The following is a 24,011-nucleotide window of genomic DNA, read 5'->3' as shown; positions in this document are numbered from 1 at the left end:
GGCACCGCCGAGCGGCCCGGGCTGATCCTCAGAGCCCGGAAAGGCACCATGCGCCGACCGCCAGCGCGCTGAGCGCGGCCAACGCCGCGCAGGCCGACGAGACCGCCGGGGACACGCCGTGGGCCACGGGTTCCCGCCGCCGGACGCGCACTGCCGTCCACACCAGCAAGGCGCCCCCGAACAGGGAGAACACCCCTCCCGCGAAGATCGCCGGTCCGCTCTCCATGGCCGTGTCCGCCCCCTGTTCCCGCGTCGCCGCACATGCTCAGCCCCGGGGAGACTGACACGCGCGGACGGCCTCCGGGCGAACCCCGGGTGAACGCCGGGCCACCGCCGCCGCACAGCGCGCGCCCGGCGCCTGGTGACCGGATTCACGGCGGTGATTTCCCGGCCGTGCCCGCGCGCCGGCCGGCGCCGAGACCGGCCGGAATGCGTCGCCGTTCGATACCGGCGCGTCCGGGGCGATCTTCAGGCGGTCGTCCGCATCGGAAATCCGAGCGAATTCGATCATTCGCCAGGTGTCCGGTCTCACATCCGGGCGGCGACCGCGCCCCGTACGTCCCCGCCTGCTCACCTCGAGCTTCGCCCGGCGCCGGCTGCCGTGGTCGCACCCGGTCAGCAGCACGGCGGGCACCAGGCAGCCGGTGCCGGCACGCCGCGGCCGATCCGGTGGCGGGTGACGCCCCTCGCCACGCTCCCCGCCTCAGCGAACACGGAATCCTCGGCGAACCGCCGAGCCGCCGCATGACCGGCCACGGGGCGGTGCGGGGCGTGCGCCCCCAGTAGGCGGCGCAGGTGGCCGCGAGCGCCGCACGGACGGCCTGCGGACCCGTCGGGTGCGGCCGCGTGAGCGGGTCGTCGGCCGTCCCGGGGCAGTACTCGGCGACCCGATCGGTTCGGGAAGCATGAAGTCGGGGAAGCCGTGCCGCGAGCTGTTCGGGAGGGCTCGCAGCGGGGCGGTCCCGTCGTCCCCGTCGATCACCTCGCGCGCGTGGTCCACCCGCTACTGGTACGGCCAGGAGGGACCGCGGCGCGGCCGGGCGAGGCGCAGGCTGCGGAAGGCGTCCCACAGCGGGCCGGCGGCGCCGGGCACCGCCCCCGGGAACGCCTAGGGCCCGTTGCGAAAGTCGCGTCGTCCGCCCGAAGGGCGGGACTTTCGCAAAAGGCCCTAGTCCCGGTCGACGCGGTCACGCCGGATCCAGGAAGCCCTGCTCCACCAGGAGGCGGATCTGGGCCGGCGTACGATCCCGCAGCAGCACCGGGTCCTCGTCCATCAGCTGGGCGATGGCGTCCAGGATGCGGCCGGCGCTGAGCGTGCCGTCGCACACGCCCGCGAACCCGGCGCCGACGGTGTCGACTCTGGTGGCCCGGCGCATCCCGCGGTGCTGGCGCAGCACCACGTGCTCCGGGTCCTCGGCGCCGGGCAGCCCGACCTGTTCCTGCACGACCTCGCCGGCCAGCCGGAAGTGCCCTTCGAGCAGGGCGGCGTCGTCGTGCGCCCGCAGATAGTCGAGCCGCTCGAAGTGCGCCCGCACGGTGTCGCCGAGCGGCTGCTCGACCGAGTGCGGCCACTCCTCGACGGTGATCACGGGCTCGGCCGACGTACGGCGCAGCGTGATCCAGCCGAAGCCGACCGCCTTCACCTTGCGCGCCTCGAACTCGTCCAGCCAGGCGTCGTAGCGCGCCTGGTACTCGGCCCGGTCCCGCAGGTGGTCCCCGGCGTCCCTGAGCCACAGTTCGGCGTACTGCGTGATGTCCTGCACCTCGCGCTGCACGATCCACGCGTCGCAGCCGCTCGGCACCCATGATCTGAGCCGGTCCTGCCAGTCCTCCCCTTCGACGTGCTGCCAGTTGGCGAGGAACTGCGCGAACCCGCCCTCGTTCAGCCGCTCCCCCGCTCCCTGAACGAGCGAGCGGCACAGATCGTCCCCGCCCATCCCGCCGTCCCGGTACGTCAGCCGCGCGCCCGGCGAGATCACGAAGGGCGGGTTGGAGACGATCAGGTCGTAGGTCTCGCCGTTCTTGAGCGGTTCGAACAGCGAGCCCTCGCGCAGGTCCGCGGCCGGCGCGCCCGACAGGGCGAGGGTGAGCGCGGCGATGTGCAGCGCGCGCGGGTTGAGGTCGGTCGCCGTCACGCGCGTGGCGTGCCGGGACGCGTGCAGGGCCTGGATCCCGGATCCGGTGCCCAGGTCGAGCGCGGAGTCGACGGGCGTACGGACGGTGATCCCGGCGAGCGTGGTGGAGGCGCCGCCGACGCCCAGCACCACGGCTGTGCCTGCCTGTCGGCCGCCGATGCCACCGGCGCCGCCGACCGCGCAGCCCAGGTCCGACACGATGAACCAGTCCTCGCCGTCGAGTCCGCCGTACGGCCGTACGTCGACCGTGGCGGCCACTTCGTCGGCGCCGACGGGCACCAGCCAGCCGCTGTCCAGGCACGCGGCGAGGGGCAGCACGTCCGCCACGCGCGCGCGTGGCGCGGGCTGCTGGAGCAGGAACAGCCGGACGAGCGTCTCCAGCGGTGTGTCCCCGCGGGTCGCCCGCAGCGCGGGAACGGTCTCGCTGCGCGCCAGCGCCGCGTACGCGGGCGCGCCGAGCAGGTCGAGCAGTCCGTCGGCGGTGAAGGAGGCGGCGAGCAGGGCCTCGCGCAGTCGCGCGGCGGCCTCGGGGTGTTCGGTCGAGGGCAGGGGGGACGGGGTGGTGTCACTCACGCGCCCATTCTCTCCCGTGGCGGCCCCGCTCCGCCGCAGCGCGGGACGAGAAGGACCGGCCGGGTCAGCTCCGCGTCGACCCGGCGGTCGGCGAAGCCGTGCGGGACGCCTTCTGGCAGCTGTCCTGACGGGCGACGGCCGCCTTCACGTCACCCTCCTCCAGGTTGCGCAGGGCGGCGTTGCCGGACTTGCTGAGGTTGCCGAGCCGGGTGCCGAGCTTCTTCAGCTCGCCGGCGAAGGTCCCCTGGTTCTTGGTGTCGAAGGAGTCGATCTCCTTCTTCAGACCGGCGTAGGAGGTGGACAGGTCGGTGAGCGCCTTGACGGCGTCCTCCTGCTTCTTCTTGCCGTCCTCGACACCGGGGGGCGGCCCGGCCCGGCGTACGGCGTCGGCGAGCGCCTTGTAGGCGTCGGACATGTCCTGGAAGGCCTGGGAGTCGGTCTTCTGGACCTCGGCGGGCGCGCTGTCCTGGTCGGCGACCTTGGTGATCGCCGCGCTCGCCGAGGTGACCTTCGCCTTCTGCGCGGGCAGGACGTCGCAGATCTGCTTGGCCCAGGCGTCCAGTTCCTTGTCGTTGCCGTCGTCGCCGCTGGTGCATCCCGACAGCGCCAGTACCAGTACCGCACCGCCGGACAGCGCGGCCGCGAGCTTCTTGTTCACCGGTTTGGTCCCTTCCATGGCTCTCGGCCCCGGAACATACACGGCGAACGGGTGACAACTCGAAGACGAACGACCGATATGCGTCGCATAAGAACCATTTGCACCATGCGAGAGAAGGCTCACGGCCGAGTCCGCGGGCACGCCGAGGCGGGCGGGTGACGCGGGAACTCGCGTCACCCGCCCGCCTTTTGACCGGCCTGGCGCGGACAGACCTACGAAACCACGGCGTGCCCCGCCGACTTGGCGGACCCCGCGGTGTCCTCGCCCTCGTCCCCCATGGCGATGCCGCGCCGCTTGGAGACGTACACCGCCCCGACGATCACCAGGAGCGCGAGGACCGCGATCATCACCCGTACGCCGATGCTCTTGTCCTCGCCGTAGGAGAACTTGATGACCGCGGGCGCGATCAGCAGCGACACCAGGTTCATGACCTTCAGCAGCGGGTTAATGGCGGGACCGGCGGTGTCCTTGAAGGGGTCGCCCACCGTGTCGCCGATGACCGTGGCCGCGTGTGCCTCGCTGCCCTTGCCGCCGTGGTGGCCGTCCTCGACGAGCTTCTTGGCGTTGTCCCAGGCGCCACCGGAGTTGGCCAGGAACACCGCCATCAGGGTGCCCGCGCCGATCGCGCCCGCCAGGTACGCGCCGAGCGCGCCCACACCGAGGGTGAAGCCGACGAAGATCGGCGCCATCACGGCGAGCAGCCCGGGCGTGGCGAGCTCGCGCAGGGCGTCCCTGGTGCAGATGTCGACGACTTTGCCGTACTCCGGCTGCTCGCTGTAGTCCATGATCCCGGGACGCTCCCGGAACTGCCGGCGCACCTCGAACACCACCGAGCCCGCCGACCGCGACACCGCGTTGATCGCCAGCCCCGAGAAGAGGAAGACGACCGCCGCGCCCGCGATCAGGCCGACCAGGTTGTTGGGCTGCGAGATGTCCATCATCAGGCTCATGGGCGCGCCGTCCCCGCTGAGCTGCTCGCCGACGTCCCGGGCGCCGGTGGTGATGGCGTCGCGGTACGAGCCGAAGAGCGCCGACGCCGCGAGGACGGCCGTGGCGATGGCGATGCCCTTGGTGATGGCCTTGGTGGTGTTGCCGACGGCGTCCAGGTTGGTGAGCACCTGAGCGCCCGCGCCCTGGACGTCCCCGGACATCTCGGCGATGCCCTGGGCGTTGTCGGAGACCGGCCCGAAGGTGTCCATCGCGACGATCACGCCGACCGTGGTGAGCAGGCCGGTGCCGGCCAGCGCCACCGCGAACAGCGCCAGCATGATCGACGTACCGCCGAGCAGGAAGGCGCCGTAGACGCCGAGGCCGATCAGCAGGGCGGTGTAGACGGCCGATTCCAGGCCGACCGAGATGCCGGCCAGGACGACGGTGGCGGGGCCGGTCAGCGACGTCTTGCCGATGTCCCGCACCGGCCGGCGGTTGGTCTCGGTGAAGTACCCGGTCAGCTGCTGGATGACGGCTGCCAGCAGGATGCCGATCGCGACCGCGACCAGCGCCAGGACGCGCGGGTCGCCGCTCTTGCCGCTGATCGCCGTGTCGGTGACGCCGTCCAGGTCGGAGTACTTGCCCGGCAGGTAGACGAACACCGCGACGGCCACCAGGGCCAGTGAGATCACCGCCGAGACGAAGAAGCCGCGGTTGATCGCCGACATGCCGCTGCGGTCGGCGTGTCGCGGGGCGACGGCGAAGATGCCGATCATCGCGGTGATCACTCCGATGGCGGGCACCAGCAGCGGGAAGGCGAGTCCTGCGTCGCCGAAGGCCGCTTTTCCGAGGATCAGTGCGGCCACCAGGGTGACGGCGTACGACTCGAACAGGTCGGCCGCCATACCCGCGCAGTCGCCGACGTTGTCGCCCACGTTGTCGGCGATGGTCGCGGCATTGCGCGGATCGTCCTCCGGAATGCCCTGCTCGACCTTGCCGACCAGGTCGGCGCCGACGTCGGCGGCCTTGGTGAAGATGCCGCCGCCGACCCGCATGAACATCGCGATCAGCGCGGCCCCGAGGCCGAATCCCTCCAGCACCTTGGGCGCGTCGGCCGCGTAGACGAGCACCACGCAGGTGGCGCCCAGCAGACCGAGCCCGACCGTGAACATCCCGACGACGCCACCCGTGCGAAAAGCGATCTTCATCGCTTTGTGCGACACGGCGGTGAGATCCTTTTCCGGCTCACCCGGCGCGGGAGTGGCTTCCCGGGCCGCCGCGGCGACCCGCACATTACTGCGGACCGCGAGCCACATGCCGATATAGCCGGTGGCGGCGGAGAACGCGGCGCCGATCAAGAAGAACACCGACCGGCCGATCCGCTGATTCCAGTCGTCCGCGGGAAGCAGCATGAGCAGGAAGAACACCACCACGGCGAATACGCCGAGCGTCCGCAGTTGCCGGGCGAGATAGGCGTTGGCGCCTTCCTGGACGGCGGCCGCGATCTTCTTCATGCTGTCGGTGCCCTCGCCGGCCGCGAGCACCTGCCGCAGCAGCACCCCGGCGACCACCAGCGCGGCCAGGGCCACGAGCCCGATGACCATCACGAGGATGCGGTTGTCGTCGGTGAGCACCGCGGCTGCGAACGTAGTGGAGTGGTCCAACCGATGAGGGGTAGAAAGCCCCGCCATTCGTCCTCCTTGACGCTTGGGCTGAGCTCAAGATGTGGACGGATTGTAGGTACCGGAACCTGATCAAAACAGTGCGCGGCAAACGGAATTCGCCTTCGCATTGATTTTCGCGCCGGGTAATGCTCCAAAGGCGTTGATCGTGAATTCCTTCACGAAATTCCAGACCAAGATTCAGTTCGTCCATGATTCACTGACGGAACCACTGTAAGCACGATCGCCCAGGTGCGCACACGCCAAAGGGCCCCACGAGTGGGGCCCTTCAGGTCCGGATGCCGGCTCGGGAACCGGTCAGGAAAGCGTCACCGGGCTCGGAGCGGTCGGCCACGTCATGCGGATGAGGCCGCCGTGCTCCCCGGTGGTGACGTGCACGTCGTCGACGAGGCCGCTGATGACCGCGAGGCCCATCTCGTCCTCCTCGACCTCCGTGTCGGGGTCGGGACCGCCGGAGGCCCGGCCGGGCACCGCGTGCGGCGCCTCGTCGCCCACCTCGATGGAGAACTGCTTCTCGTCCTCTATCAGCGCCACCTTCACGGGCGCGGTGACCCCGCTGCTCTGGTGCAGGCCCACGGCGCGCGAGCAGGCCTCGCCCACGGCGAGTCTGACCTCGTCCAGGACGGCCTCGTCCACCCCGGCCCTGCGCGCCACCGCCGCCGCCACCAGACGGGCGGTCCTGACGTGCTCGGGCAGCGCGCTGAAGCGGAGCTCAACGGTGGCCATGCATCCCCCTCGCGACTACGGGCGTGCTGTCGGAGGGCCGGGCCGCCCAGGGCGCGGCCCCCCGGTCGTTCAACTGTGCCGTCCAGGGCGCGCAGGATTCACGCGCCCGGGACGGCGGGTCAGTCGGTGGCCGCCACCGCTTCGTCGACCGAGGTGTGGATCGGGAACACCTTGGTCAGACCGGTGATACGGAAGATCTTCAGAATGCGCTCCTGGTTGCAGACCAGGCGCAGCGAGCCCTCATGGGCACGCACCCGCTTCAGGCCGCCGACCAGCACGCCGAGCCCGGTGGAGTCGAGGAAGTCCACGCCCTCCATATCGACGACGAGGTGAAAATTCCCGTCGTTCACCAGCTCGACCAGCTGCTCGCGCAGCTTGGGCGCGGTATATACGTCGATTTCGCCACCGACCTCGACGACCGTACGATCGCCGACGGTACGGGTCGACAGGGACAGGTCCACGGATCCTCCAGCACCTTGCTATCGAGCGGTCGCCCCTCGGGACACCTGGGCTTGCAGCCCCCGGACGGTTCGCCAGCCGCGATGGCATTCAATCACTTACCGGCAGGCGTGCACGACGCCTTGACCCCATTGTCCGTCACGCCAGTGACACACTCGATGCCAATGGCCAAGAATCACCGACCCGATCGACCCTCGGCGGACCTCGCGCACCACCCGTCTCCGGGCACTGTCCTGGGCCGGCTCGCCTCCGGGCCGAGTCGGGCGTCGCGCATCACTCATACGGAGCACCTGCCCCCGCGAGCGGGCCGCCATGCCGTCTGGCCTGACCGGATTCGCTCGGAAGTGATCGCGGCGGTCCGGACGGCCGGTATCGAGCACCCGTGGGCACATCAGGCCCTGGCCGCCGAGCACGCCCTGGACGGTGACTCGGTGGTCGTCGCCACCGGCACGGCCTCCGGCAAGTCGCTGGCCTACCTGGTCCCGGTACTGTCCCGGCTCCTGGACGGCGCCGAGGCCCCGAACGGCCGCGGCGCCACCGCCCTCTACCTGGCCCCCACCAAGGCGCTCGCCGCCGACCAGCACCGCTCGGTGCGGGACCTCGCCCATCCCCTGGGCACTGCGGTACGCCCGGCCGTGTACGACGGCGATACTCCGTTCGAGGAACGGGAGTGGATCCGTCAGTACGCGAACTACGTCCTGACCAACCCGGACATGCTGCACCGGGGGATCCTGCCGTCCCACCCCCGCTGGTCCTCCTTCCTCAAGGCGCTGAAGTACGTCGTGATCGACGAGTGCCACACCTACCGGGGCGTCTTCGGCTCGCACGTCGCCCAGGTGCTGCGCCGACTGCGCCGCCTGTGCGCGCGCTACGGCGCGTCGCCGGTGTTCCTGCTGGCCTCGGCGACGGCCGCCGAGCCCGCGGTCGCCGCCCGTCGGCTGACCGGTGTGCCGGTCGTGGAGGTCGCCGATGACGCCTCCCCACGCGGCGAACTGGTGTTCGCCCTCTGGGAGCCCCCGCTCACCGAGATGCAGGGCGAGAAGGGCGCCCCCGTCCGCCGCACCGCCACCGCCGAGACCGCCGACCTGCTCACCGACCTCGCCGTGCAGGGCGTGCGCACCGTCGCCTTCGTACGGTCCCGGCGCGGTGCCGAGCTGATCTCGGTGATCGCCCAGGAACGGCTGACCGAGGTCGACCGCTCCCTGGCCCGGCGTGTCGCGGCTTACCGGGGCGGCTACCTTCCCGAGGAACGTCGCGCTCTCGAACAGGCGCTCCAGTCCGGCGAGCTGCTCGGCCTCGCCGCGACCACGGCGCTGGAACTCGGCATCGACGTCTCCGGTCTGGACGCCGTCCTGATCGCCGGCTACCCGGGCACCCGGGCGTCCCTGTGGCAGCAGGCCGGCCGCGCGGGACGCTCCGGCCAGGGCGCGCTGGCGGTACTCGTCGCCCGCGACGATCCGCTGGACACTTTCCTCGTCCACCACCCGGAGGCACTGTTCGACCAGCCGGTGGAGTCGACGGTCCTCGACCCCGACAATCCGTACGTCCTCGCCCCGCACCTGTGTGCCGCGGCGGCGGAACTCCCCCTCACCGAGGACGACTTCCCACTCTTCGGCCCCACGGTCGAGGAACTGCTCCCCCAGCTGGAGGTGGCCAGGCTGCTGCGCCGCCGTACCAAGGCCTGGCACTGGACGCGCCGCGAACGGGCCGCCGACCTCACCGACATCCGGGGCGAGGGCGGCCGGCCGGTTCAGATCGTCGAGACCGGCACCGGCCGGCTCCTCGGCACGGTCGACGCGGGCGCCGCCCACACGACGGTCCACGAGGGCGCCGTCCACCTCCACCAGGGCCGCACCTATCTGGTGCGCTCCCTGGACCTCGACGACTCGGTCGCCCTCGTGGAGGAGGCCGCCCCGCCGTACTCGACGGTAGCCCGCGACACCACCTCCATCTCCGTCCTGGAGACGGACGTCGAAGTTCCGTGGGGCCGGGGCCGCCTGTGTTACGGCTCGGTCGAAGTCACCAACCAGGTCGTCTCCTTCCTGCGTCGCCGGCTCATCACGGGCGAGGTCCTCGGTGAGTCGAAGCTCGACCTCCCTCCTCGTACGCTGCGCACCCGCGCGGTGTGGTGGACGGTCACCGAGGACCAGCTCGACGCGGCCCGCGTCAATCCGGAAATCCTCGGCGGCGCCCTGCATGCCGCCGAACACGCGTCGATCGGCATGCTGCCCCTCTTCGCGACCTGCGACCGCTGGGACATCGGCGGCGTGTCCGTGCCGCTGCATCCCGACACGCTCCTGCCCACCGTCTTCGTCTACGACGGCCACCCCGGTGGTGCGGGCTTCGCGGAACGCGCCTTCCACACCGCCCGCGCCTGGCTCACGGCCACCCGACAGGCCATCGCCTCCTGCGAGTGCGACGCCGGCTGTCCCTCCTGCATCCAGTCACCCAAGTGCGGCAACGGCAACGACCCGCTGCACAAGAGAGGCGCGGTACGGCTGCTCACGGAACTGCTGCGGGGGGCACCCGCTGAGGGAGCGGACGACGCGGGAGGTCGTCGGGCTGGGGGAGTCCCGGACGCAGGTGAGGAGGCGTCCGAGGCTCGGGAGCCTGAGCCTTCTGCGGCTACAGAGGCTGTGGAGGCTGAGGAGACCCGCCGAGGTCTACGAGGCCATGAGGCTGAACCCGAGGCCCTGCGGCCGGTAGGTGAGCCGGAGGGCCCGCCCGCGCCCTGACCTCCGCCGTGAAGAGGCCCCTGCCCGACACCGCCGTCACATCCGACACCTCACCGGCGACCGAGCACCGCACGAGCCGCGCCCTTTGCGCCCGGGCCGCCTCTTCCGCGCGGGCGCAGGCCACCGCCTCGCCTTCCGCCCAGTGGTCCGCCGCGGCCAGCGCCGCCAGATCCGCTCCGCCGGCGGCCCGATGCCGGACCACCACGGCCTGCCCCAGGGCGAGGACCACCCCGAACACCACGCAGAGCACCCCGATCACGGCCAGGCTCCAGACGGTGGCCGAGCCCCCGTCCCCGGCCGCGCGTGCGCCGACCGGGCGGGCGGGGAGCGTGCGCGCCGCACCCGTGCTCGTCCCAGCGCCGCGGTCTCGCGCCCCAGCGCACCGGGCAGCACGCGCGCCCACCCCGGACGAACAGACGTCGGCTGCCGCGCCCGCACGCCCTGCGGTCGGCCTGCGCCTCGCCCCCCGTTCCGGCCCCCACCTTGTTCCCCCCGCCCCCACGAGAGGGGCTCTCCGGTTGAGCCCGGCCCCGGCCCGGGGCGGATCGTGCCGGGGTTCGGCCCCGCCCCAGGACGCCCCGTGCCTGGGATCGCCCCCCGCACACTCCCCCGTCACGGCCCCACCTCCGACCCCTCGACCACCACCACGGCCTCCTCCCTGACCTCGAACGGCAACACCCCCAGCGAGGTGGGCTTGGCCACGACCACCACGCGCACCCGATCTCCCTCACGTCGGACCGTCACCCGCGCGCCCCGGGGCGCGGCTTCACGAGCGAGCCGGACCACCGCGTCGGGCGGATCCTGTCGGGCCGCCGACCGGGCGCCGGTCCTGGCGGCATCCACGCACTGGATCTGGGCGGCGACCATGAGCAGTCCCCACACCAGGGCCAGGGCGAACGCCACCAGCACCGGCAGCACCACCGCCGACTCCGCCGTCACGAACCCCTGGTCCGAGCCGCCCCGCCGCCGCGGCCGACCGCGCCCCAGCTCACGTGCCCGCACTGAGCGCTCGCTTCACCGTCTCCTGCAGCAGTTCGGCGATCGCCGGGCTGGTCACCACCTTGTAGAGCAGCACCGCGAACGCCACCGCGGCGACGATCCCCATCGCGTACTCGGAGGTGACCATCCCCGCGTCCCTCCGTGCCCCCGGCCGTCCCCACACCGCGCGCACCAGGGCACGCATCCGCGCCCGCACCCCGCATACCGTCTTGTACATCGCAACCTCCTCAGGTTTTCGCTCTTGCCGATTCCACTGGTCCGTACCGCTGTTACGCCTGCTGTCATGTGCGCGGTCACGTCTGCTGGAGCCCTGACCGTCACCGCATCACCGCATCACCGCCCGCCCCCTCCCAGCGCCCCGCCCGCCAGCCCGATCACCACCGGCGCCACCCCGACCGCGATGAACGCGGGCAGGAAGCACAGCCCCACCGGTGCGGTGACCAGGGCGGCCGCCCGCCGGGCGCGTGCCGTCGCCGTGCGCACCCAGCTCGCCCGGACGTCGGCCGCGAGCCGGGCCGCCGGTCCGGCCGCGGGCAACCCGGACACATCGGCCCGTGCCAGCAGCCGGGCCAACGCCTCGGCCCCCGGCACCGACGCCAAACCCCGCCAGGCGTCGTCCGGTTCACCGCCGAGCCGCACCTCGGTCGCACCCCGGGCCAGCAGTTCCCCGACGGGACCGCCCAGCGCCTCCCCCACGGCCCGCGCGGCCGCGACCGGCGCCGCACCCGCCGCGACGCAGGCGGCCAGCAGGTCTGCGGCGAGCGGGAGTTGTCGGGCGGCGGCAGTCCGGTCCTCGGCCGCCGCGGCCTGGACGGCGTCGCTCGCCTCCCGCCTCCGGCGCCACCGCCACAGTCCGGCGGCGACGAGCACGCCGACCACGACCCCGGCGACGCCCCCGACGAGCGCCCACCCCACCGTCACGACACCCGCCTCGGGCAGCCACCGCCGCACAGCGCCCCGGACCTCGCGGCGGGCCACCCGCACGTCCGCGTGCCGCCCCAGCAAACGCGCCGCCCGCTGCCGTCCCCGCCGCCGCCTGCGCCCGGCCCACACCCACCAGGACGGCAGGCCCACTGCGGAGGCGATCCCCACCGTCACCCCCAGCCTGTGGACGAACTCCCCGCTCATCGCACCCTCCCGTTCCGTACCTCGTGCCCTCACGCGGTCTCCGCGCCCCGCACGATCCGAAGTGCCCACCACATCCCCACCCCCTCCAGCGCCGACCCGACGGCCAGGCAGGCCAGCCCGGGCCCGGTGTGCAGCAGCACCCGCAGCGGGTCGGCCCCCAACGCCGCACCGAGCAGCAGTCCCAGAACCGGAAGGCCGGCCAGCATCACCGCCGTGGCGCGCGGTCCCGCCAACTGGGCGCGCAAGTCCGCCCGCTGGTCCCGCTCGGCGCGCAACGCCCCTTCCAGACGATCGAGTCCGTCCGCGAGCCCCGCGCCCTGGTCCACCGCCACCCGCCAGCACGCCGCGAGTCCCGACAGGCCCTCGGCCCCCGGTTCCCGCGCCGCGGCCACGAGCGCGCCGGGCACGTCCCCGCCGAACCGTGCCGCCGCCAGGACGGCGGCCTGGGCGCGGCCCAGTCCGCCGGAGTCCCGGACGGCCCGCAGCAGCGCCTCGCCGGGCTGCCGCCCCGACCGCACTTCCCCCGCGAGCGCCGCGCACAGCGCGATCACCGCCTCGCCACGCTCTTCCCTGGCCCGCCGCGCCGCCCGGGTCCGCCGCACCCGCCGCAGCAACGGCACCCCGGCCACTCCCACGACGACCGGCAGCACCGAGGCGCCCAGCACCGCCAGGACCAGTCCGGCCACCAACGCCCAGCCCTCAGACCGCCATCGCCGCCGGACCCGCGTCGACCACTCCCGCCAGACCGGCGGCCCCACGCCCAGTTCCGCTCCCCCGGCCAGCAGCGCCCGGGCGCGACGCGCACCGGCCTCCCGCTCTCCCAGCAGCCACACGGCGGCTCCGGCACACGCCACCGCCGCGCCCATCGACATCGGCGTCACCACCTCTGGTGCCCCGCTCATCCTCAGTTCCCTTCACGTCCGCCCTCGCGTCACCCGCCCCGCGGCACCCTCAGCCGCGACAGTCCAGCCCCAGAACCCCGCTCAGCCGCCCCCACCCGGCTTCCTCCGCGAAGGCCCGCTCCCCCCACCGCAGTGCCGGCACCGTCCGCACCAGTCCGGCGGCGTCCCGCTCCAGCACCCGCACCTCGGCGATGCGCCGCCGCCCCGCCCGGTCCCGGACCAGGTGCAGCACCACCGACAGCGCCGCCGCCAACTGGCTGTGCAGCGCGGCCCGGTCGAGCCCGGCCGCCGTTCCGAGCGCCTCCAGCCGGGCCGGCACATCGGCCGCCGCGTTGGCGTGGACGGTGCCGCAGCCGCCCTCGTGGCCGGTGTTGAGCGCGGCCAGCAGATGGACCACCTCGGGCCCGCGCACCTCGCCCACGACCAGCCGGTCGGGCCGCATCCGCAGCGCCTGGCGCACCAGGTCCTCCAACGTCACCAGGCCCGCGCCCTCCTGGTTGGCGGGCCGGGTCTCCAGCCGCACCACGTGGGGGTGATCGGGGCGCAGCTCCGCCGAGTCCTCCGCGAGCACGATGCGTTCCCCGGGCCCGGCCAGCCCCAGCAACGCGCTCAGCAGCGTTGTCTTCCCGGTCCCGGTACCGCCGCTGACCAGGAAGGACACCCGGGCTTCCAGCAGGGCCCGCAGGATCCGGTCCCCGCCGGGCGGTACCGTCCCGGCGGCGACGAGTTCGTCGAGGGTGAACGCACGCGGACGTACGACCCGCAGGGACAGACAGGTGCATCCGACGGCGACCGGAGGCAGGACGGCGTGCAGCCGCGTGCCGTCGGGCAGTCGTGCGTCCGCCCAGGGGCGCGCGTCGTCCAGTCGCCGTCCGGCCACGGCGGCCAGGCGCTGCGCGAGGCGTCGTACGGCCGCCGCGTCCGGGAAGGAGACGTCGGTGGCCTCCAGGCCGCCGCCCCGGTCGACCCAGACCCGGTCGGGGGCCGACACCAGCACGTCGGTCACCGATGGGTCGGCGAGCAGCGGCTCCAGCGGCCCGCTGCCGACCAGTTCGGACCTCAGCCGCTCGGCGGCGCCGAGGACCTCCGCGTCGCCGAGGACCCGGCCCTGTTCCCGGAGCGCCTGTGCCACCCGCGCGGGGGTCGGCTCGGCCCCGCTCTGAGCCAGCCGCTGACGTACCCCGTCCAGCAGTGCCCGGCCGGCGACGCCGTCGATCAGCGCGTTCATACGCCGCCCGCCTCGACCAGTGCGCGCTCCCAGAAACCCCGGCAGAAGCGGGCCAGCGGGCCCCGCGCCACCGCGCCCGGCGGGGCCTTGCCGTCGTCGGGCCGCGCCAGGCCGGGCTCCACCGGCACCTCACCGGCCAGAGGCAGGGCGAGCAGTCGCGCCACCTCACGGTCGTCGAGCCCGGGTGCGTACGGTCCCCGAACCGCCACCCGCAGGTCCCGTACGACCATGCTCACCGCGGCGGCGATCCGTCCGGCCGCCGCCACGGCCCGCAGCTCGGCGGGGACCACCAGCAGGGCGAGGTCGAGCTGACCGAGCACCTCGGTGACCCCGGCGTCGAGGCCGCGCGGCAGATCGACGACGACCGTGCCGCCGCGCCGGCGGGCCGCGGCGAGGACGGCGCGAACGGCCTGCGGCGGTACGGCGACGCAGTCGCCGCGGTCCCAGCTGAGCACCCGCAGCGAGTGCAGTTCGGGCAGCGACTCCTCCAGCGCGCCGCCGCCGACCCGGCCGCGGGAGGCGGCGAACGCGGGCCAGCGCAGGCCCTCGGCGGTCTCTCCGCCGAGGAGTACGTCGAGTCCGCCGCCGAGCGGATCGGCATCGACCAGCAAGGTGCGCAGCCCCTCCCGCGCGGAGGTGACGGCGAGGGCACACGCGAGCGTGGAGGCGCCGGCGCCGCCGCGGCCGCCGATGACGCCGACGGTGAGTGCGGGCCGGCCGGCGCCCTCGGCGACGTCGGCGAGGCGGTCGACGAGCCACTGCTCGCCGTCGGGCAGCACCAGGACGTGGTCGGCACCGATCTCGACGGCTCGGCGCCACACCCCGGAGTCGTCCTGGTCGCGCCCCACCAGGACCACTCCGCGGCGGCGCGCGGTCCCGCGCACCCGCCGCGCGGCGTCGTCGCCGACCAGGACCAGCGGGGCGGTGTCCCAGCCCTCGCGGCCGTCCGGCGGGCTGGGGCGTACCTCCGGGGTGGCGCCCGCGGCGGCGCACAGCCGGAGCAGGTCGTCGAGGAGTTCGGTGTCCTCGGTGATGATCAGCGGCCTGCCCTGGCGCTGCTGACCGGCGGGCGGCGGGTCGTGTGTGACGGTTCCGGACACGGGTTTCATCCCCCTTCGCTGTGGGGCGCGCGGTCTCCGCCGCCTCGCGATTCCCAAACGTGTGGAGAACCGACAAGCGGCCTCCATATGAACGGCCGACATGAGCGGTCGTCAGGAACGGCCGGCGGAAACCGGCCGGGCGCATCCGGCAAACGGAACGGGTCATGAACTCGGCCCGAGCGGGAGGCGCTGGAATCACCGTGCAGCGAAGCCGAAAATCTTGTGGATCTTGGTCGAAATCTGTGGACGAGTCAGGGCTTGTGAATATCTCCGTCACCCATACCGGTGAGTCATGCACCACCTCTGTGCGACTTCCGCAGAGCAGTCCGACGGTTACTCAAAGTTACAGTCGAGGGGTGTGCGGAAGGGGCGACCTCAGCCGCCCGACGCGGGGGCACAGTCGTGGACAGAAGGGAAAAACCCACCCGGACATGCGACGACCCCCGCCGGGGGGGAGAGCGGGGGTCGTCTCCACGGCCGACTCGGGGGGGGAGGAGTCGGACCGGGTTAGCACGGTCGCGAACGATCCGTGACTTCCATGGTGTACCCGAGAGCCCTCTCAGGCAAACCCACGCGCCCACCTTACGCCGAATGGGCTGCCCCTATGCTCAAGGCGTGGAAAACCACTCTCTGCCCCGCACAGCCGCCTTCTTCGACCTGGACAAGACGGTCATTGCGAAGTCGAGCACGCTCACCTTCAGCAAGTCCTTCTACCAAGGCGGTCTGATCAACCGCAGGGCCGCCTTGCGCACCGCGTACGCCCAGTTCGTGTTCCTGCTCGGCGGCATGGACCACGACCAGATGGAGCGTACCCGCGAGTACCTCTCCGGGATGGTGCGCGGCTGGAACGTCCAGCAGGTGAAGGAAATCGTCGCCGAGACCCTTCACGACCTGATCGACCCGATCATCTACGACGAGGCCGCCTCCCTCATCGAGGAGCACCACATCGCCGGCCGGGACGTCGTGATCGTGTCGACCTCGGGCGCCGAGGTGGTGGAGCCGATCGGCACACTGCTCGGCGCCGACCGGGTCGTGGCCACCCGGATGGTCGTCGGTGACGACGGCTGCTACACCGGCGAGGTGGAGTACTACGCCTACGGTCCGACCAAGGCGGAGGCGATCCGGCAGCTGGCGGAGTCCGAGGGCTACGAGCTCGCCCGCTGCTACGCGTACAGCGACTCCGCGACCGACATCCCCATGCTGGAGTCGGTGGGGCATCCGCACGCGGTGAACCCGGACCGCGCACTGCGCCGCGAGGCCGTCGCGCGCGGGTGGCCGATTCTCGACTTCCACCGGCCCGTACGGCTCAAGCAGCGCGTCCCCGACTTCTCCGTACCGCCCCGCCCGGCCCTGGTCGCGGCCGCCGCCATAGGAGCGGCGGCGGCCACCGCGGGCATCGTCTGGTACACCACCCGTCGCCGCGCCCGATGGGCCCCCGCGTGAGCGGGAGAGCAAAAGAACCGCAGGCTGGACTTTCGCTCACCCCTGGCCTGGAGTACAAAGGACCTAACGGCCCGCGAGACCGAAGGACATCCGAGAGGATCACCTTTAGCGCATTCTGGCCCCACGGACCGCGCGTGACCACCGGGCACCCACGCGACGTCGACCCGTCGATTACGGGCCAGCCGCACCAGGTGACGGGCAAAGACCCCGACCTGATGGGCATCATCGAGGACGCTTGGTAACCGGGTGGTCATGCCAGCGGCGGTACGAGCACTCGTACCGCCGCATTTCACGCCTCCCTCCTTCCGGGAGGCGTTTTTCATGATCCGAGGTGTACGCCAGGACGCGCCGGTCACGCTAGGCGGCGCCGCGCTGCAGCGCCTCGCACACGGCCGTCGACTCGCGGGCCCCCAGCTCGACCGCCTTGCCGCAGTGGGAGATCCAGGCCCCCATACCTTCCGGGGTGCCGGAGACATAGCCGTCCAGGGCCGCCAGATAGGCCGCGCGGCCCAGTTCGGCGTGACCCACCTCGGCCGGGCAGACGGCCTTGGGATCCAGTCCGCTGCCGATCAGCACGATCCGCTCGGCCGCGCGCGCGACCAGGCCGTTGTGCGAGGTGAAGGGGCGCAGAGCCAGCAGTTCGCCGTGCACCACGGCGGCGGTCACCAGGGCGGGCGCCGAACTGCCCGCGACGATCAGGTCGGCCAGGCCCTCCAGCCGCCCGGCCACCTCGGCCGCTCCGGGCAGGGGCAGCTCGATCAGCGGCTCGTCCGCGCTCTCGCCCGCCTGCCGGGGGCGCCCCACCTCGTCGCCGCCCTCGGCGGCGGCCACCAGGTGGAGCCGGGCCAGCACCCGCAGGGGCGACTGGCGCCAGATGGACAGCAGCTGACCGGCCTCGGCGCCCAGCCGCAGGGCGGCACCCAGCACCCGCGCCTCGTCGTCGCCGCCGAAGTCGCTGCGCCGCCGTACCTCCTCCAGGGCCCAGTCGGCGCCGGAGAGCGCCGCCGAACCGCGGGCGCCGCGCAGCGCAGCCTCGGCGGTGATCTCGGTACTGCGGCGCCGCATGATGCGGTGGCCGTAGACCCGGTCCACGGCCTTGCGGACGGACTCCACGGAGTCGGCCACTCCGGGCAGCGAGCCCAGGGCCGCGAGCGGATCGGCGGTCGAGCCTGTCGTACTCATGGGTACGACAGTACGCACCCGGGGGCCGCGCCCCACGATCGAGTGGTCTTCTTCACGCGCGTGCGCGACGTGGAGCGATCGGTTCACTACTCTTGGTGAACATGAAAATTGCTTTCGTCGGGAAGGGCGGCAGCGGCAAGACCACGCTCTCCTCCCTGTTCATCCGCCACCTCGCGGCCACCGGCGCTCCCGTGATCGCGGTCGACGCCGACATCAACCAGCACCTGGGGGTCGCGCTCGGCCTCGACGAGGCGGAGGCCGCCGACCTGCCCGCGATGGGCGACCGGCTGCCCTTGATCAAGGACTACCTGCGCGGCTCCAACCCGCGCATCGCCTCGGCCGGGACGATGATCAAGACGACGCCGCCCGGCGAGGGCTCCCGGCTGCTGCACGTCAGGGAGAACAATCCGGTCTACGACGCCTGCGCCCGGCCGGTGGAACTCGACGGCGGCGCCGTGCGTTTGATGGTCACCGGCCCCTTCACCGACGCCGACCTGGGGGTCTCCTGCTACCACTCCAAGACCGGAGCGGTGGAGCTGTGCCTGAACCACCTGGTGGACGGGCGCGACGAGTACATCGTGGTCGACATGACGGCGGGCTCGGACTCCTTCGCCTCGGGCATGTTCACCCGCTTCGACATGACGTTCCTCGTCGCCGAGCCGACCCGGAAGGGGGTCTCCGTCTATCGCCAGTACAAGGAGTACGCCCGGGACTACGGCGTGGAGCTGAAGGTCGTCGGTAACAAGGTCCAGGGGGCGGACGACCTCGACTTCCTGCGCGCCGAGGTCGGCGACGACCTGCTCGTGACCGTCGGGCACTCGGACTGGGTGCGCGCCGTGGAGAAGGGCCGCCCGCCCCGGTTCCAGCTGCTGGAGGAGACCAACCACGCGGCTCTGCGCCGGCTGCACTCGGCCGTCGAGGCGTCCTACGAGCGGCGAGACTGGGGGCGTTACACCCGCCAGATGGTCCACTTCCACCTCAAGAACGCCCACGCCTGGGGCAACGAGCGCACCGGAGCCGACCTGGCCGCGCAGGTCGACCCGGCGTTCGTACTGTGCGAAGGCGTCGCGGCCCCCGCCTGACGGTCACCCGCCGCAGCGCGGCGGCCGCTGACGCGTCAGTTCGGCGGCTAACGCAGCACGGTGTCGGTTGACGCATCAGTTCGGCGGCCGACGTGGCACGGTGTCCGCCGACGCGGCACGGTGTCGGCCCATGTGTGGCGGCGGTGGTGCGGCATCGTGCAGCCGGGGCACACCCGGGGGCGCGGCGCCGCGGTGGCTACGACCACGGCACGACCGCCCTCCACGGCCCCGAGTCGGCCCTCATGCCCGGGACTTGCCTCCCGGCGCCCCGGGCACACCCTTGGGGGCGGGGGCGGGCTGCGCCGCCAGGAAGGCCTCCCAGCCCTCCTTCGGAGCCTCACCGACCTTGAGGGTGCGCAGCTTGGCGAGCACCTTCGGGTCCTGGGCGTCCAACCAGTCGGCCAGCTGCCGGAACGACACACAGCGCACGTCGGGCTTGTTGCAGACCGTCCGGACGACCTCCTCGACGGCGCGCATGTAAGTGCCGCCGTTCCAGGACTCGAAGTGGTTGCCCATGATCAGCGGGGCACGGTTGCCGTCGTAGGCCCGGTGGAAGCCGGCCAGCAGGCCGTCGCGCATCTGGTTGCCCCAGAACTGGCGCTTGGCGGGGTCGCCCTGCGTGGTGGTGCCGGACTGGTTGACCATGAAGTTGTAGTCCATGGCGAGCTGCTCGTAGGAGTGGCCGGGGAAGGGCACCAGCTGCATGGACAGGTCCCACAGGCCCTCTTTGCGGTCGGGCCAGACCTGGTTGTTGACGCCGCTGGTGTCGTAGCGGAAGCCCAGCTCGCGGGCGGCCTTCCGGAAGTTCTTCTGGCCCTCCAGGCAGGGAGTGCGGGCGCCGATCAGCTCCTTCTCGTAGTCGAAGGGCAGTGGGGCGGCCTTCGTCATCCCGGTGTTGGTCTTCCAGGTCTTGACGAACTTCTTGGCCTGGTCGATCTCGTCCTTCCACTCCTCGACCGTCCACTCGCCGACACCGCCGCCCTTGCCGCAGAAGTGCCCGTTGAAGTGGGTGCCGATCTCATTGCCCTCCAGCCAGGCCAGGCGCAGCTGCTTGACGGTGTCGGCGATGCCCTGGGGGTCGTTGAAGCCGATGTCGGAGCGGCCGGGTGAGTGCTGCGGCGGCTTGTAGAGGTCGCGCTTCTCCTCGGGCAGGAGATAGACGCCGCTGAGGAAGTACGTCATGGTCGCGTTGTTCGCCTTGGCGACCTCGCGGAAGTGGGAGAACAACTGCTGGCTGTCCTCACCGGCGCCGTCCCAGGAGAAGATCACGAACTGCGGAGGCTTCTGCCCGGGCTTCATCCTTTCCGCGCGCGGCAGGTGCGGCTGGGCCCCGGTGTAGGCGGTGGAGCCGTCACCGATCAGGCGGACCACGCTCTTGGGTGCCGGGGCGGCGGGCTTCTCCTTCTGCGCGCCCGGGATGCCCTTGCCGACGGCCTGTTCCCCCGTCCCGCAACCGGCGAGTGACGCGGCACAGACAGCGGCGAGCGCGGTGCCCGCGGCGATCCTTCGGGTGGCGGCCGCACGGGGAGGGATCCTGCGGGTGGCGGCCTCGCGAAGAGCGATCCTGCGGGTGGCGAGCCTGCGAGTGGCGACCTTCCGGGTGGCGGCCATGTCCGCCCCACCTTCTTCCTTCTCTCGGGTGCCGACAGCGCCGCCAAGGTCGCATGAGGACGACAAGGAACTAGTACGACAAGCCGATCGAAAGTGCACGTCACCCACCCGGGTGATTAATTGCCCCATTTGCGCCGAAAATCCATGTCTCCCCTTTACTCTGCATTACGATCCATTTACCGAGCGTTGATTCATCCCGCCGCTTGACGCCGTGACCCACGGCCGCGACCGCCCCCGCCATCGACGGGGGACCCCCATTCCGCGACCGCGCTGCCCCGGAGGAGACGGGAAACATGTCCGCCTGCGCACCCACTCGTGAATCCGACCCGTTCGACCCGTCCGGTTCCTCCGGCTCACCTGGGTCGTCCAGGTCGTCCGGAACCGAGCACGTCCACCCGCCCCACAGCCCGCCTCCCGCCCCGCGCCGCTTCCGGCTCGCGGGCGCCGACGTGTCCGCCTCGATCGCGGTCTTCCTGATCGCCCTCCCGCTGTCCCTGGGCATCGCCCTCGCCACCGGCGCCCCTCTGCAGGCCGGGCTGGTGGCCGCTGCCGTGGGGGGCCTCGTCGCCGGGCGGCTCGGCGGCTCCCCACTTCAGGTCAGCGGTCCGGCCGCCGGACTCACCGTCGTCACCGCCGACCTCATCCAGCGCTACGGCTGGCGGACCACCTGCGCCATCACCGTCCTCGCCGGGCTCGCCCAACTCGGCCTCGGCTGTCTGCGCGTGGCCCGCACGGCGCTCGCCGTCAGCCCCGCCATCGTGCACGGCATGCTCGCCGGCATCGGCATCACCATCGCCGTCGCGCAGCTGCACATCGTCCTCGGCGGCAACCCGCAGAGCTCCGTCCTCGACAACGTGCGGGCCCTGCCCGCCCAACTAGCCGGTCTGCACCCCGCCGCCGTGGCGGTGAGCGCCCTCACCTTGGCGCTGCTGCTGCTCTGGCCCCGGCTGCCCGGCCGGGCCGGTCGCCTGCTGCGCACGGTGCCGGCCGCGCTCGTCGCCGTCAGCGGCGCCACCATGGCCGCGGCGCTCGCCGGTCTCGTCCTGCCCAAGGTGGAGCTGCCGTCCTGGCGCAGCCACGCCCTGGCCGGGCTGCCCGAGGGCCCCGTGCTGGGGCTGGCGGCAGCGGTACTCACCACCACCCTGGTGTGCAGCGTGCAGTCGCTGCTCGGCGCCGTCGCGGTCGACAAGCTGACCGCCGCCCGCGCCGCCAGGGCCACGGCCGTTCACACCGGCACCGACGGCCGGACCGGCACCGGTGGCCGGCCGCCCGCGGCCGGCCGCGTCATCCGCTCCGACCTGAACCGGGAACTGCTCGGTCAGGGCGCCGCCAACATCGCCTCCGGCGCGCTGGGCGGACTGCCCGTCGCCGGCGTGGCGGTGCGCAGCACCGCGAATGTCCACGCGGGTGCCGTGAGCCGGAACTCCACGATGCTGCACGGCGTTCTCGTAGTGATCGCCGCACTGCTGCTGGTCCCCGTCCTGGAGCTCATCCCGCTCGCCGCGCTCGCCTCCCTGGTGATGGCCGTCGGCATCCAGATGGTGTCCCTGCACCACATCCGCACGGTGACCCGCCACCGTGAGGTGCTGGTGTACGCCGTCACCACCCTCGGCGTGGTGTCCCTCGGCGTCCTGCAGGGTGTCCTGCTCGGCGTCCTCGTGGCCGTCGCCACCGCCCTGCACCGCCTCACCCGCACCCGCATCACCCATGACGAACGGGAAGGAGTTCACCACATCCATGTGCGAGGCCAGTTGACGTTCCTCGCGGTTCCGCGCCTGAGCCGCGCCCTGCACCTCGTGCCCCAGGACGCCCGTGTCGTCGTGGAGTTGAACGGTTCGTTCATGGACCACGCGGCGTACGAGACGCTGCAGGACTGGCAGAAGACGCACACCGCGCACGGCGGCACCGTCGAACTCACCGGCCGTCGGGGCGGAGTCCGGATCGCCGGCGACCCCCTCGACGCCACCACCGACGCCTCGGCCGACCTCGGCGGCCACCCCGGCACCGGCGCCGGCTGCCACTGCGGCCCCTGGACGCCGTGGCGCAACCACCAGTGCGCCCCGCTGCTCACGGCACCGGCGCCCGAGCCGGCCTCGGTACACCCGGCCGCGGCGAACTCGAACGCGGCCCGCCCGAACGCGGCACCCCCAGCCGCACCCCTCCCGAGCGCGGCGCGCCCGAACACCGACGGCGCCGAGTGCACGACCACCGTGGACAGCGGGCGGACGGACGTCCACCCGACGGACATCGCCACCGTCGCCCCCCACGCTGGCCACACCGCGGACGGCCACCCCACGGACCGCCACACAGCGAACTCCCACGCCCCAGACCGCCACACCCCGGACGCCCACCGCCTTGGCGCCCACGCCCCGACGGCAGGGAACGGCAGCACCTCCGGCACCCCGGCGAACCCGGTCCCCGACCCCGCGGGCCCTGCCGAGCCCGGCCAGGAACCACCCGCCGCCACCCCCGCTCACCCTCACGCCCCCACCCCTGGAAGTCACCAACTGGTGCGCGGCATCAGCACCTTCCAGCGTCACACCGCCCCCCTGGTCCGGGGCGAACTCGCGCGGCTCGCGCGGGAGGGGCAGCAGCCGGCGCAGCTCTTCCTCACCTGTGCCGACTCCCGTGTCGTCACCTCGATGATCACGTCCAGCGGACCGGGTGACCTGTTCGTGGTGCGCAACGTGGGCAACCTCGTGCCCCTGCCCGGCGAGGAGAGCGGGGACGACTCGGTGGCGGCGGCGATCGAGTACGCGGTGGACGTCCTGCGGGTGCGCTCCATCACGGTGTGCGGGCACTCCGGGTGCGGCGCCATGCAGGCGCTGCTCGATGCGGAGCCCGGCAGGAAGCAGACGCCGCTGAAGCGGTGGCTGCGTCACGGGGCGCCGAGCCTGGAGCGGATGGCCGACGAGGGCCGGCCCTGGGCGCGGCTGGCCGGGCGGGCCCCTGCGGACGCGGTCGAGCAGCTGTGCCTGACCAACGTGGTGCAGCAGCTGGAGCACCTGCGCGCCCACGAGTCGGTGGCCCGCGCGCTGCGCGGCGGTGCGCTGGAGCTGCACGGTATGTACTTCCACGTGGGAGAGGCACAGGCCTATCTGCTCACCGAGGCCCGCGAGGACGAGGCGCGCCCGGGCGGCGTCTTCCACCACGTCCACGCGGCGGACCTCTCCGCCTGACCCACCCGGCAGCCCCGCCCCTTTTCCGCACCTCCCTTCCAGTCCGGACCTCCAGTCCGGCCCTCCCCTCCGGCGGGCGTCCTTCCCCCGCCGTCCTCCCGCCCCTCCGGCGTCCTCACCGGCGCGGCTCGCTCCCTCCGCGAGCCGCGCCCCGCCCATCACGGGGCCCTGGTGAACTTCACCCGGGCGTCATCCGTGGGTACGGATGACGCATGACCAGCCGATCCACAGAACTCACAGGTCTAAACCAATCGGCCGA

19 protein-coding genes are annotated in these 24,011 nt (G+C 72.7%); 4 read left to right on the top strand and 15 right to left on the bottom strand.

Annotation, left to right across the window (positions count from 1 at the left end):
• Positions 1-28: 28 nt before the first annotated feature.
• The 6 genes from ACSLTV_RS06185 to bldG form a co-directional block, all read right to left on the bottom strand.
• Complete coding sequence (locus ACSLTV_RS06185; RefSeq protein WP_432135188.1) at positions 29-226, bottom strand: hypothetical protein; 198 nt, start codon at positions 224-226, stop codon at positions 29-31.
• Positions 227-1,187: 961 nt separating this feature from the next.
• Positions 1,188-2,708 (bottom strand): DUF7059 domain-containing protein, encoded by a 1,521-nt coding sequence (locus tag ACSLTV_RS06180; protein ID WP_432135187.1) that lies wholly within the window; start codon positions 2,706-2,708, stop codon positions 1,188-1,190.
• 64 nt (positions 2,709-2,772) lie between these two features.
• Entirely contained in the window at positions 2,773-3,384 is a 612-nt protein-coding gene (locus ACSLTV_RS06175; protein WP_432135186.1) for a small secreted protein, read from the bottom strand.
• Between the two features lie 194 nt (positions 3,385-3,578).
• On the bottom strand, positions 3,579-5,987 hold the full coding sequence (locus tag ACSLTV_RS06170) for a sodium-translocating pyrophosphatase (RefSeq protein ID WP_432135185.1): 2,409 nt from the start codon (positions 5,985-5,987) through the stop codon (positions 3,579-3,581).
• 288 nt (positions 5,988-6,275) lie between these two features.
• Positions 6,276-6,704 (bottom strand): ATP-binding protein, encoded by a 429-nt coding sequence (locus ACSLTV_RS06165; protein ID WP_432135184.1) that lies wholly within the window; start codon positions 6,702-6,704, stop codon positions 6,276-6,278.
• A gap of 119 nt (positions 6,705-6,823) precedes the next feature.
• Entirely contained in the window at positions 6,824-7,165 is a 342-nt protein-coding gene (bldG, locus tag ACSLTV_RS06160) for an anti-sigma factor antagonist BldG (protein WP_009189842.1), read from the bottom strand.
• 81 nt (positions 7,166-7,246) lie between these two features.
• Here bldG and ACSLTV_RS06155 point away from each other — a divergent pair, with 81 nt between their 5' ends.
• Complete coding sequence (locus ACSLTV_RS06155) at positions 7,247-9,898, top strand: DEAD/DEAH box helicase (RefSeq protein WP_435611754.1); 2,652 nt, start codon at positions 7,247-7,249, stop codon at positions 9,896-9,898.
• Here ACSLTV_RS06155 and ACSLTV_RS06150 read toward each other — a convergent pair.
• The 7 genes from ACSLTV_RS06150 to ssd all read right to left on the bottom strand — a co-directional run bounded on the left by ACSLTV_RS06150 (position 9,789) and on the right by ssd (position 15,255).
• Positions 9,789-10,163, bottom strand: a complete 375-nt coding sequence (locus tag ACSLTV_RS06150) for an Rv3654c family TadE-like protein (protein WP_432135234.1) — start codon at positions 10,161-10,163, stop codon at positions 9,789-9,791. The genes ACSLTV_RS06155 and ACSLTV_RS06150 overlap by 110 nt on opposite strands.
• Before the next feature lie 347 nt (positions 10,164-10,510).
• Positions 10,511-10,900, bottom strand: a complete 390-nt coding sequence (locus ACSLTV_RS06145; protein ID WP_435611753.1) for a TadE family type IV pilus minor pilin — start codon at positions 10,898-10,900, stop codon at positions 10,511-10,513.
• Positions 10,887-11,114, bottom strand: coding sequence for a DUF4244 domain-containing protein (locus tag ACSLTV_RS06140; RefSeq protein ID WP_432155954.1), 228 nt, complete (start codon positions 11,112-11,114; stop codon positions 10,887-10,889). The genes ACSLTV_RS06145 and ACSLTV_RS06140 overlap by 14 nt, the downstream gene beginning before the upstream one ends.
• A 116-nt stretch (positions 11,115-11,230) precedes the next feature.
• Positions 11,231-12,025 (bottom strand): type II secretion system F family protein, encoded by a 795-nt coding sequence (locus ACSLTV_RS06135; RefSeq protein ID WP_435611752.1) that lies wholly within the window; start codon positions 12,023-12,025, stop codon positions 11,231-11,233.
• 29 nt (positions 12,026-12,054) lie between these two features.
• Complete coding sequence (locus ACSLTV_RS06130; RefSeq protein WP_432135179.1) at positions 12,055-12,927, bottom strand: type II secretion system F family protein; 873 nt, start codon at positions 12,925-12,927, stop codon at positions 12,055-12,057.
• 49 nt (positions 12,928-12,976) lie between these two features.
• On the bottom strand, positions 12,977-14,155 hold the full coding sequence (locus tag ACSLTV_RS06125; protein ID WP_432155951.1) for a TadA family conjugal transfer-associated ATPase: 1,179 nt from the start codon (positions 14,153-14,155) through the stop codon (positions 12,977-12,979).
• A complete protein-coding gene (gene ssd, locus ACSLTV_RS06120; RefSeq protein WP_432135134.1) occupies positions 14,152-15,255 on the bottom strand; it encodes a septum site-determining protein Ssd in 1,104 nt (367 codons plus the stop codon). The genes ACSLTV_RS06125 and ssd overlap by 4 nt, the downstream gene beginning before the upstream one ends.
• 591 nt (positions 15,256-15,846) lie before the next feature.
• Here ssd and ACSLTV_RS06115 point away from each other — a divergent pair.
• Entirely contained in the window at positions 15,847-16,698 is an 852-nt protein-coding gene (locus ACSLTV_RS06115) for an HAD family hydrolase (RefSeq protein WP_432135133.1), read from the top strand.
• A 357-nt stretch (positions 16,699-17,055) separates the two neighbouring features.
• Here ACSLTV_RS06115 and ACSLTV_RS06110 read toward each other — a convergent pair whose 3' ends face one another.
• Positions 17,056-17,880: an oxidoreductase gene (locus ACSLTV_RS06110; RefSeq protein WP_432155949.1), complete on the bottom strand. Its 825-nt coding sequence runs from the start codon at positions 17,878-17,880 to the stop codon at positions 17,056-17,058.
• A gap of 101 nt (positions 17,881-17,981) precedes the next feature.
• On the opposite strand from ACSLTV_RS06110, the gene ACSLTV_RS06105 reads away from it, so the two are divergent.
• Positions 17,982-18,962: an ATP-binding protein gene (locus ACSLTV_RS06105; RefSeq protein WP_435611751.1), complete on the top strand. Its 981-nt coding sequence runs from the start codon at positions 17,982-17,984 to the stop codon at positions 18,960-18,962.
• A 240-nt stretch (positions 18,963-19,202) separates the two neighbouring features.
• Here ACSLTV_RS06105 and ACSLTV_RS06100 read toward each other — a convergent pair whose 3' ends face one another.
• Positions 19,203-20,573 carry a polysaccharide deacetylase family protein gene (locus tag ACSLTV_RS06100; RefSeq protein WP_432135130.1) on the bottom strand — a complete coding sequence of 457 codons (1,371 nt, stop codon included), beginning with the start codon at positions 20,571-20,573 and terminating at the stop codon, positions 19,203-19,205.
• Between the two features lie 293 nt (positions 20,574-20,866).
• Between ACSLTV_RS06100 and ACSLTV_RS06095 the strand changes: the two genes are divergently transcribed.
• Positions 20,867-23,752 (top strand): SulP family inorganic anion transporter, encoded by a 2,886-nt coding sequence (locus ACSLTV_RS06095; RefSeq protein ID WP_435611750.1) that lies wholly within the window; start codon positions 20,867-20,869, stop codon positions 23,750-23,752.
• Positions 23,753-24,011 lie beyond the last annotated feature (259 nt).

The sequence above is a fragment of the Streptomyces sp. bgisy159 genome, assembly GCF_965341775.1.
GTDB lineage: Bacteria > Actinomycetota > Actinomycetes > Streptomycetales > Streptomycetaceae > Streptomyces.
This window is presented reverse-complemented; position numbering and strand designations above follow the sequence as displayed.

Coding starts and splice junctions, on each gene's coding strand:
- ACSLTV_RS06185 (WP_432135188.1), bottom strand. CDS start 226: ATGGAGAGCGGACCGGCGATCTTCGCGGGAGGGGTGTTCTCCCTGTTC.
- ACSLTV_RS06175 (WP_432135186.1), bottom strand. CDS start 3,384: ATGGAAGGGACCAAACCGGTGAACAAGAAGCTCGCGGCCGCGCTGTCC.
- ACSLTV_RS06170 (WP_432135185.1), bottom strand. CDS start 5,987: ATGGCGGGGCTTTCTACCCCTCATCGGTTGGACCACTCCACTACGTTC.
- ACSLTV_RS06165 (WP_432135184.1), bottom strand. CDS start 6,704: ATGGCCACCGTTGAGCTCCGCTTCAGCGCGCTGCCCGAGCACGTCAGG.
- ACSLTV_RS06155 (WP_435611754.1), top strand. CDS start 7,247: ATGGCATTCAATCACTTACCGGCAGGCGTGCACGACGCCTTGACCCCA.
- ACSLTV_RS06140 (WP_432155954.1), bottom strand. CDS start 11,114: ATGTACAAGACGGTATGCGGGGTGCGGGCGCGGATGCGTGCCCTGGTG.
- ACSLTV_RS06135 (WP_435611752.1), bottom strand. CDS start 12,025: ATGAGCGGGGAGTTCGTCCACAGGCTGGGGGTGACGGTGGGGATCGCC.
- ACSLTV_RS06130 (WP_432135179.1), bottom strand. CDS start 12,927: ATGAGCGGGGCACCAGAGGTGGTGACGCCGATGTCGATGGGCGCGGCG.
- ACSLTV_RS06125 (WP_432155951.1), bottom strand. CDS start 14,155: ATGAACGCGCTGATCGACGGCGTCGCCGGCCGGGCACTGCTGGACGGG.
- ACSLTV_RS06115 (WP_432135133.1), top strand. CDS start 15,847: ATGGGCTGCCCCTATGCTCAAGGCGTGGAAAACCACTCTCTGCCCCGC.
- ACSLTV_RS06110 (WP_432155949.1), bottom strand. CDS start 17,880: ATGAGTACGACAGGCTCGACCGCCGATCCGCTCGCGGCCCTGGGCTCG.
- ACSLTV_RS06105 (WP_435611751.1), top strand. CDS start 17,982: ATGAAAATTGCTTTCGTCGGGAAGGGCGGCAGCGGCAAGACCACGCTC.
- ACSLTV_RS06100 (WP_432135130.1), bottom strand. CDS start 20,573: ATGGCCGCCACCCGGAAGGTCGCCACTCGCAGGCTCGCCACCCGCAGG.
- ACSLTV_RS06095 (WP_435611750.1), top strand. CDS start 20,867: ATGTCCGCCTGCGCACCCACTCGTGAATCCGACCCGTTCGACCCGTCC.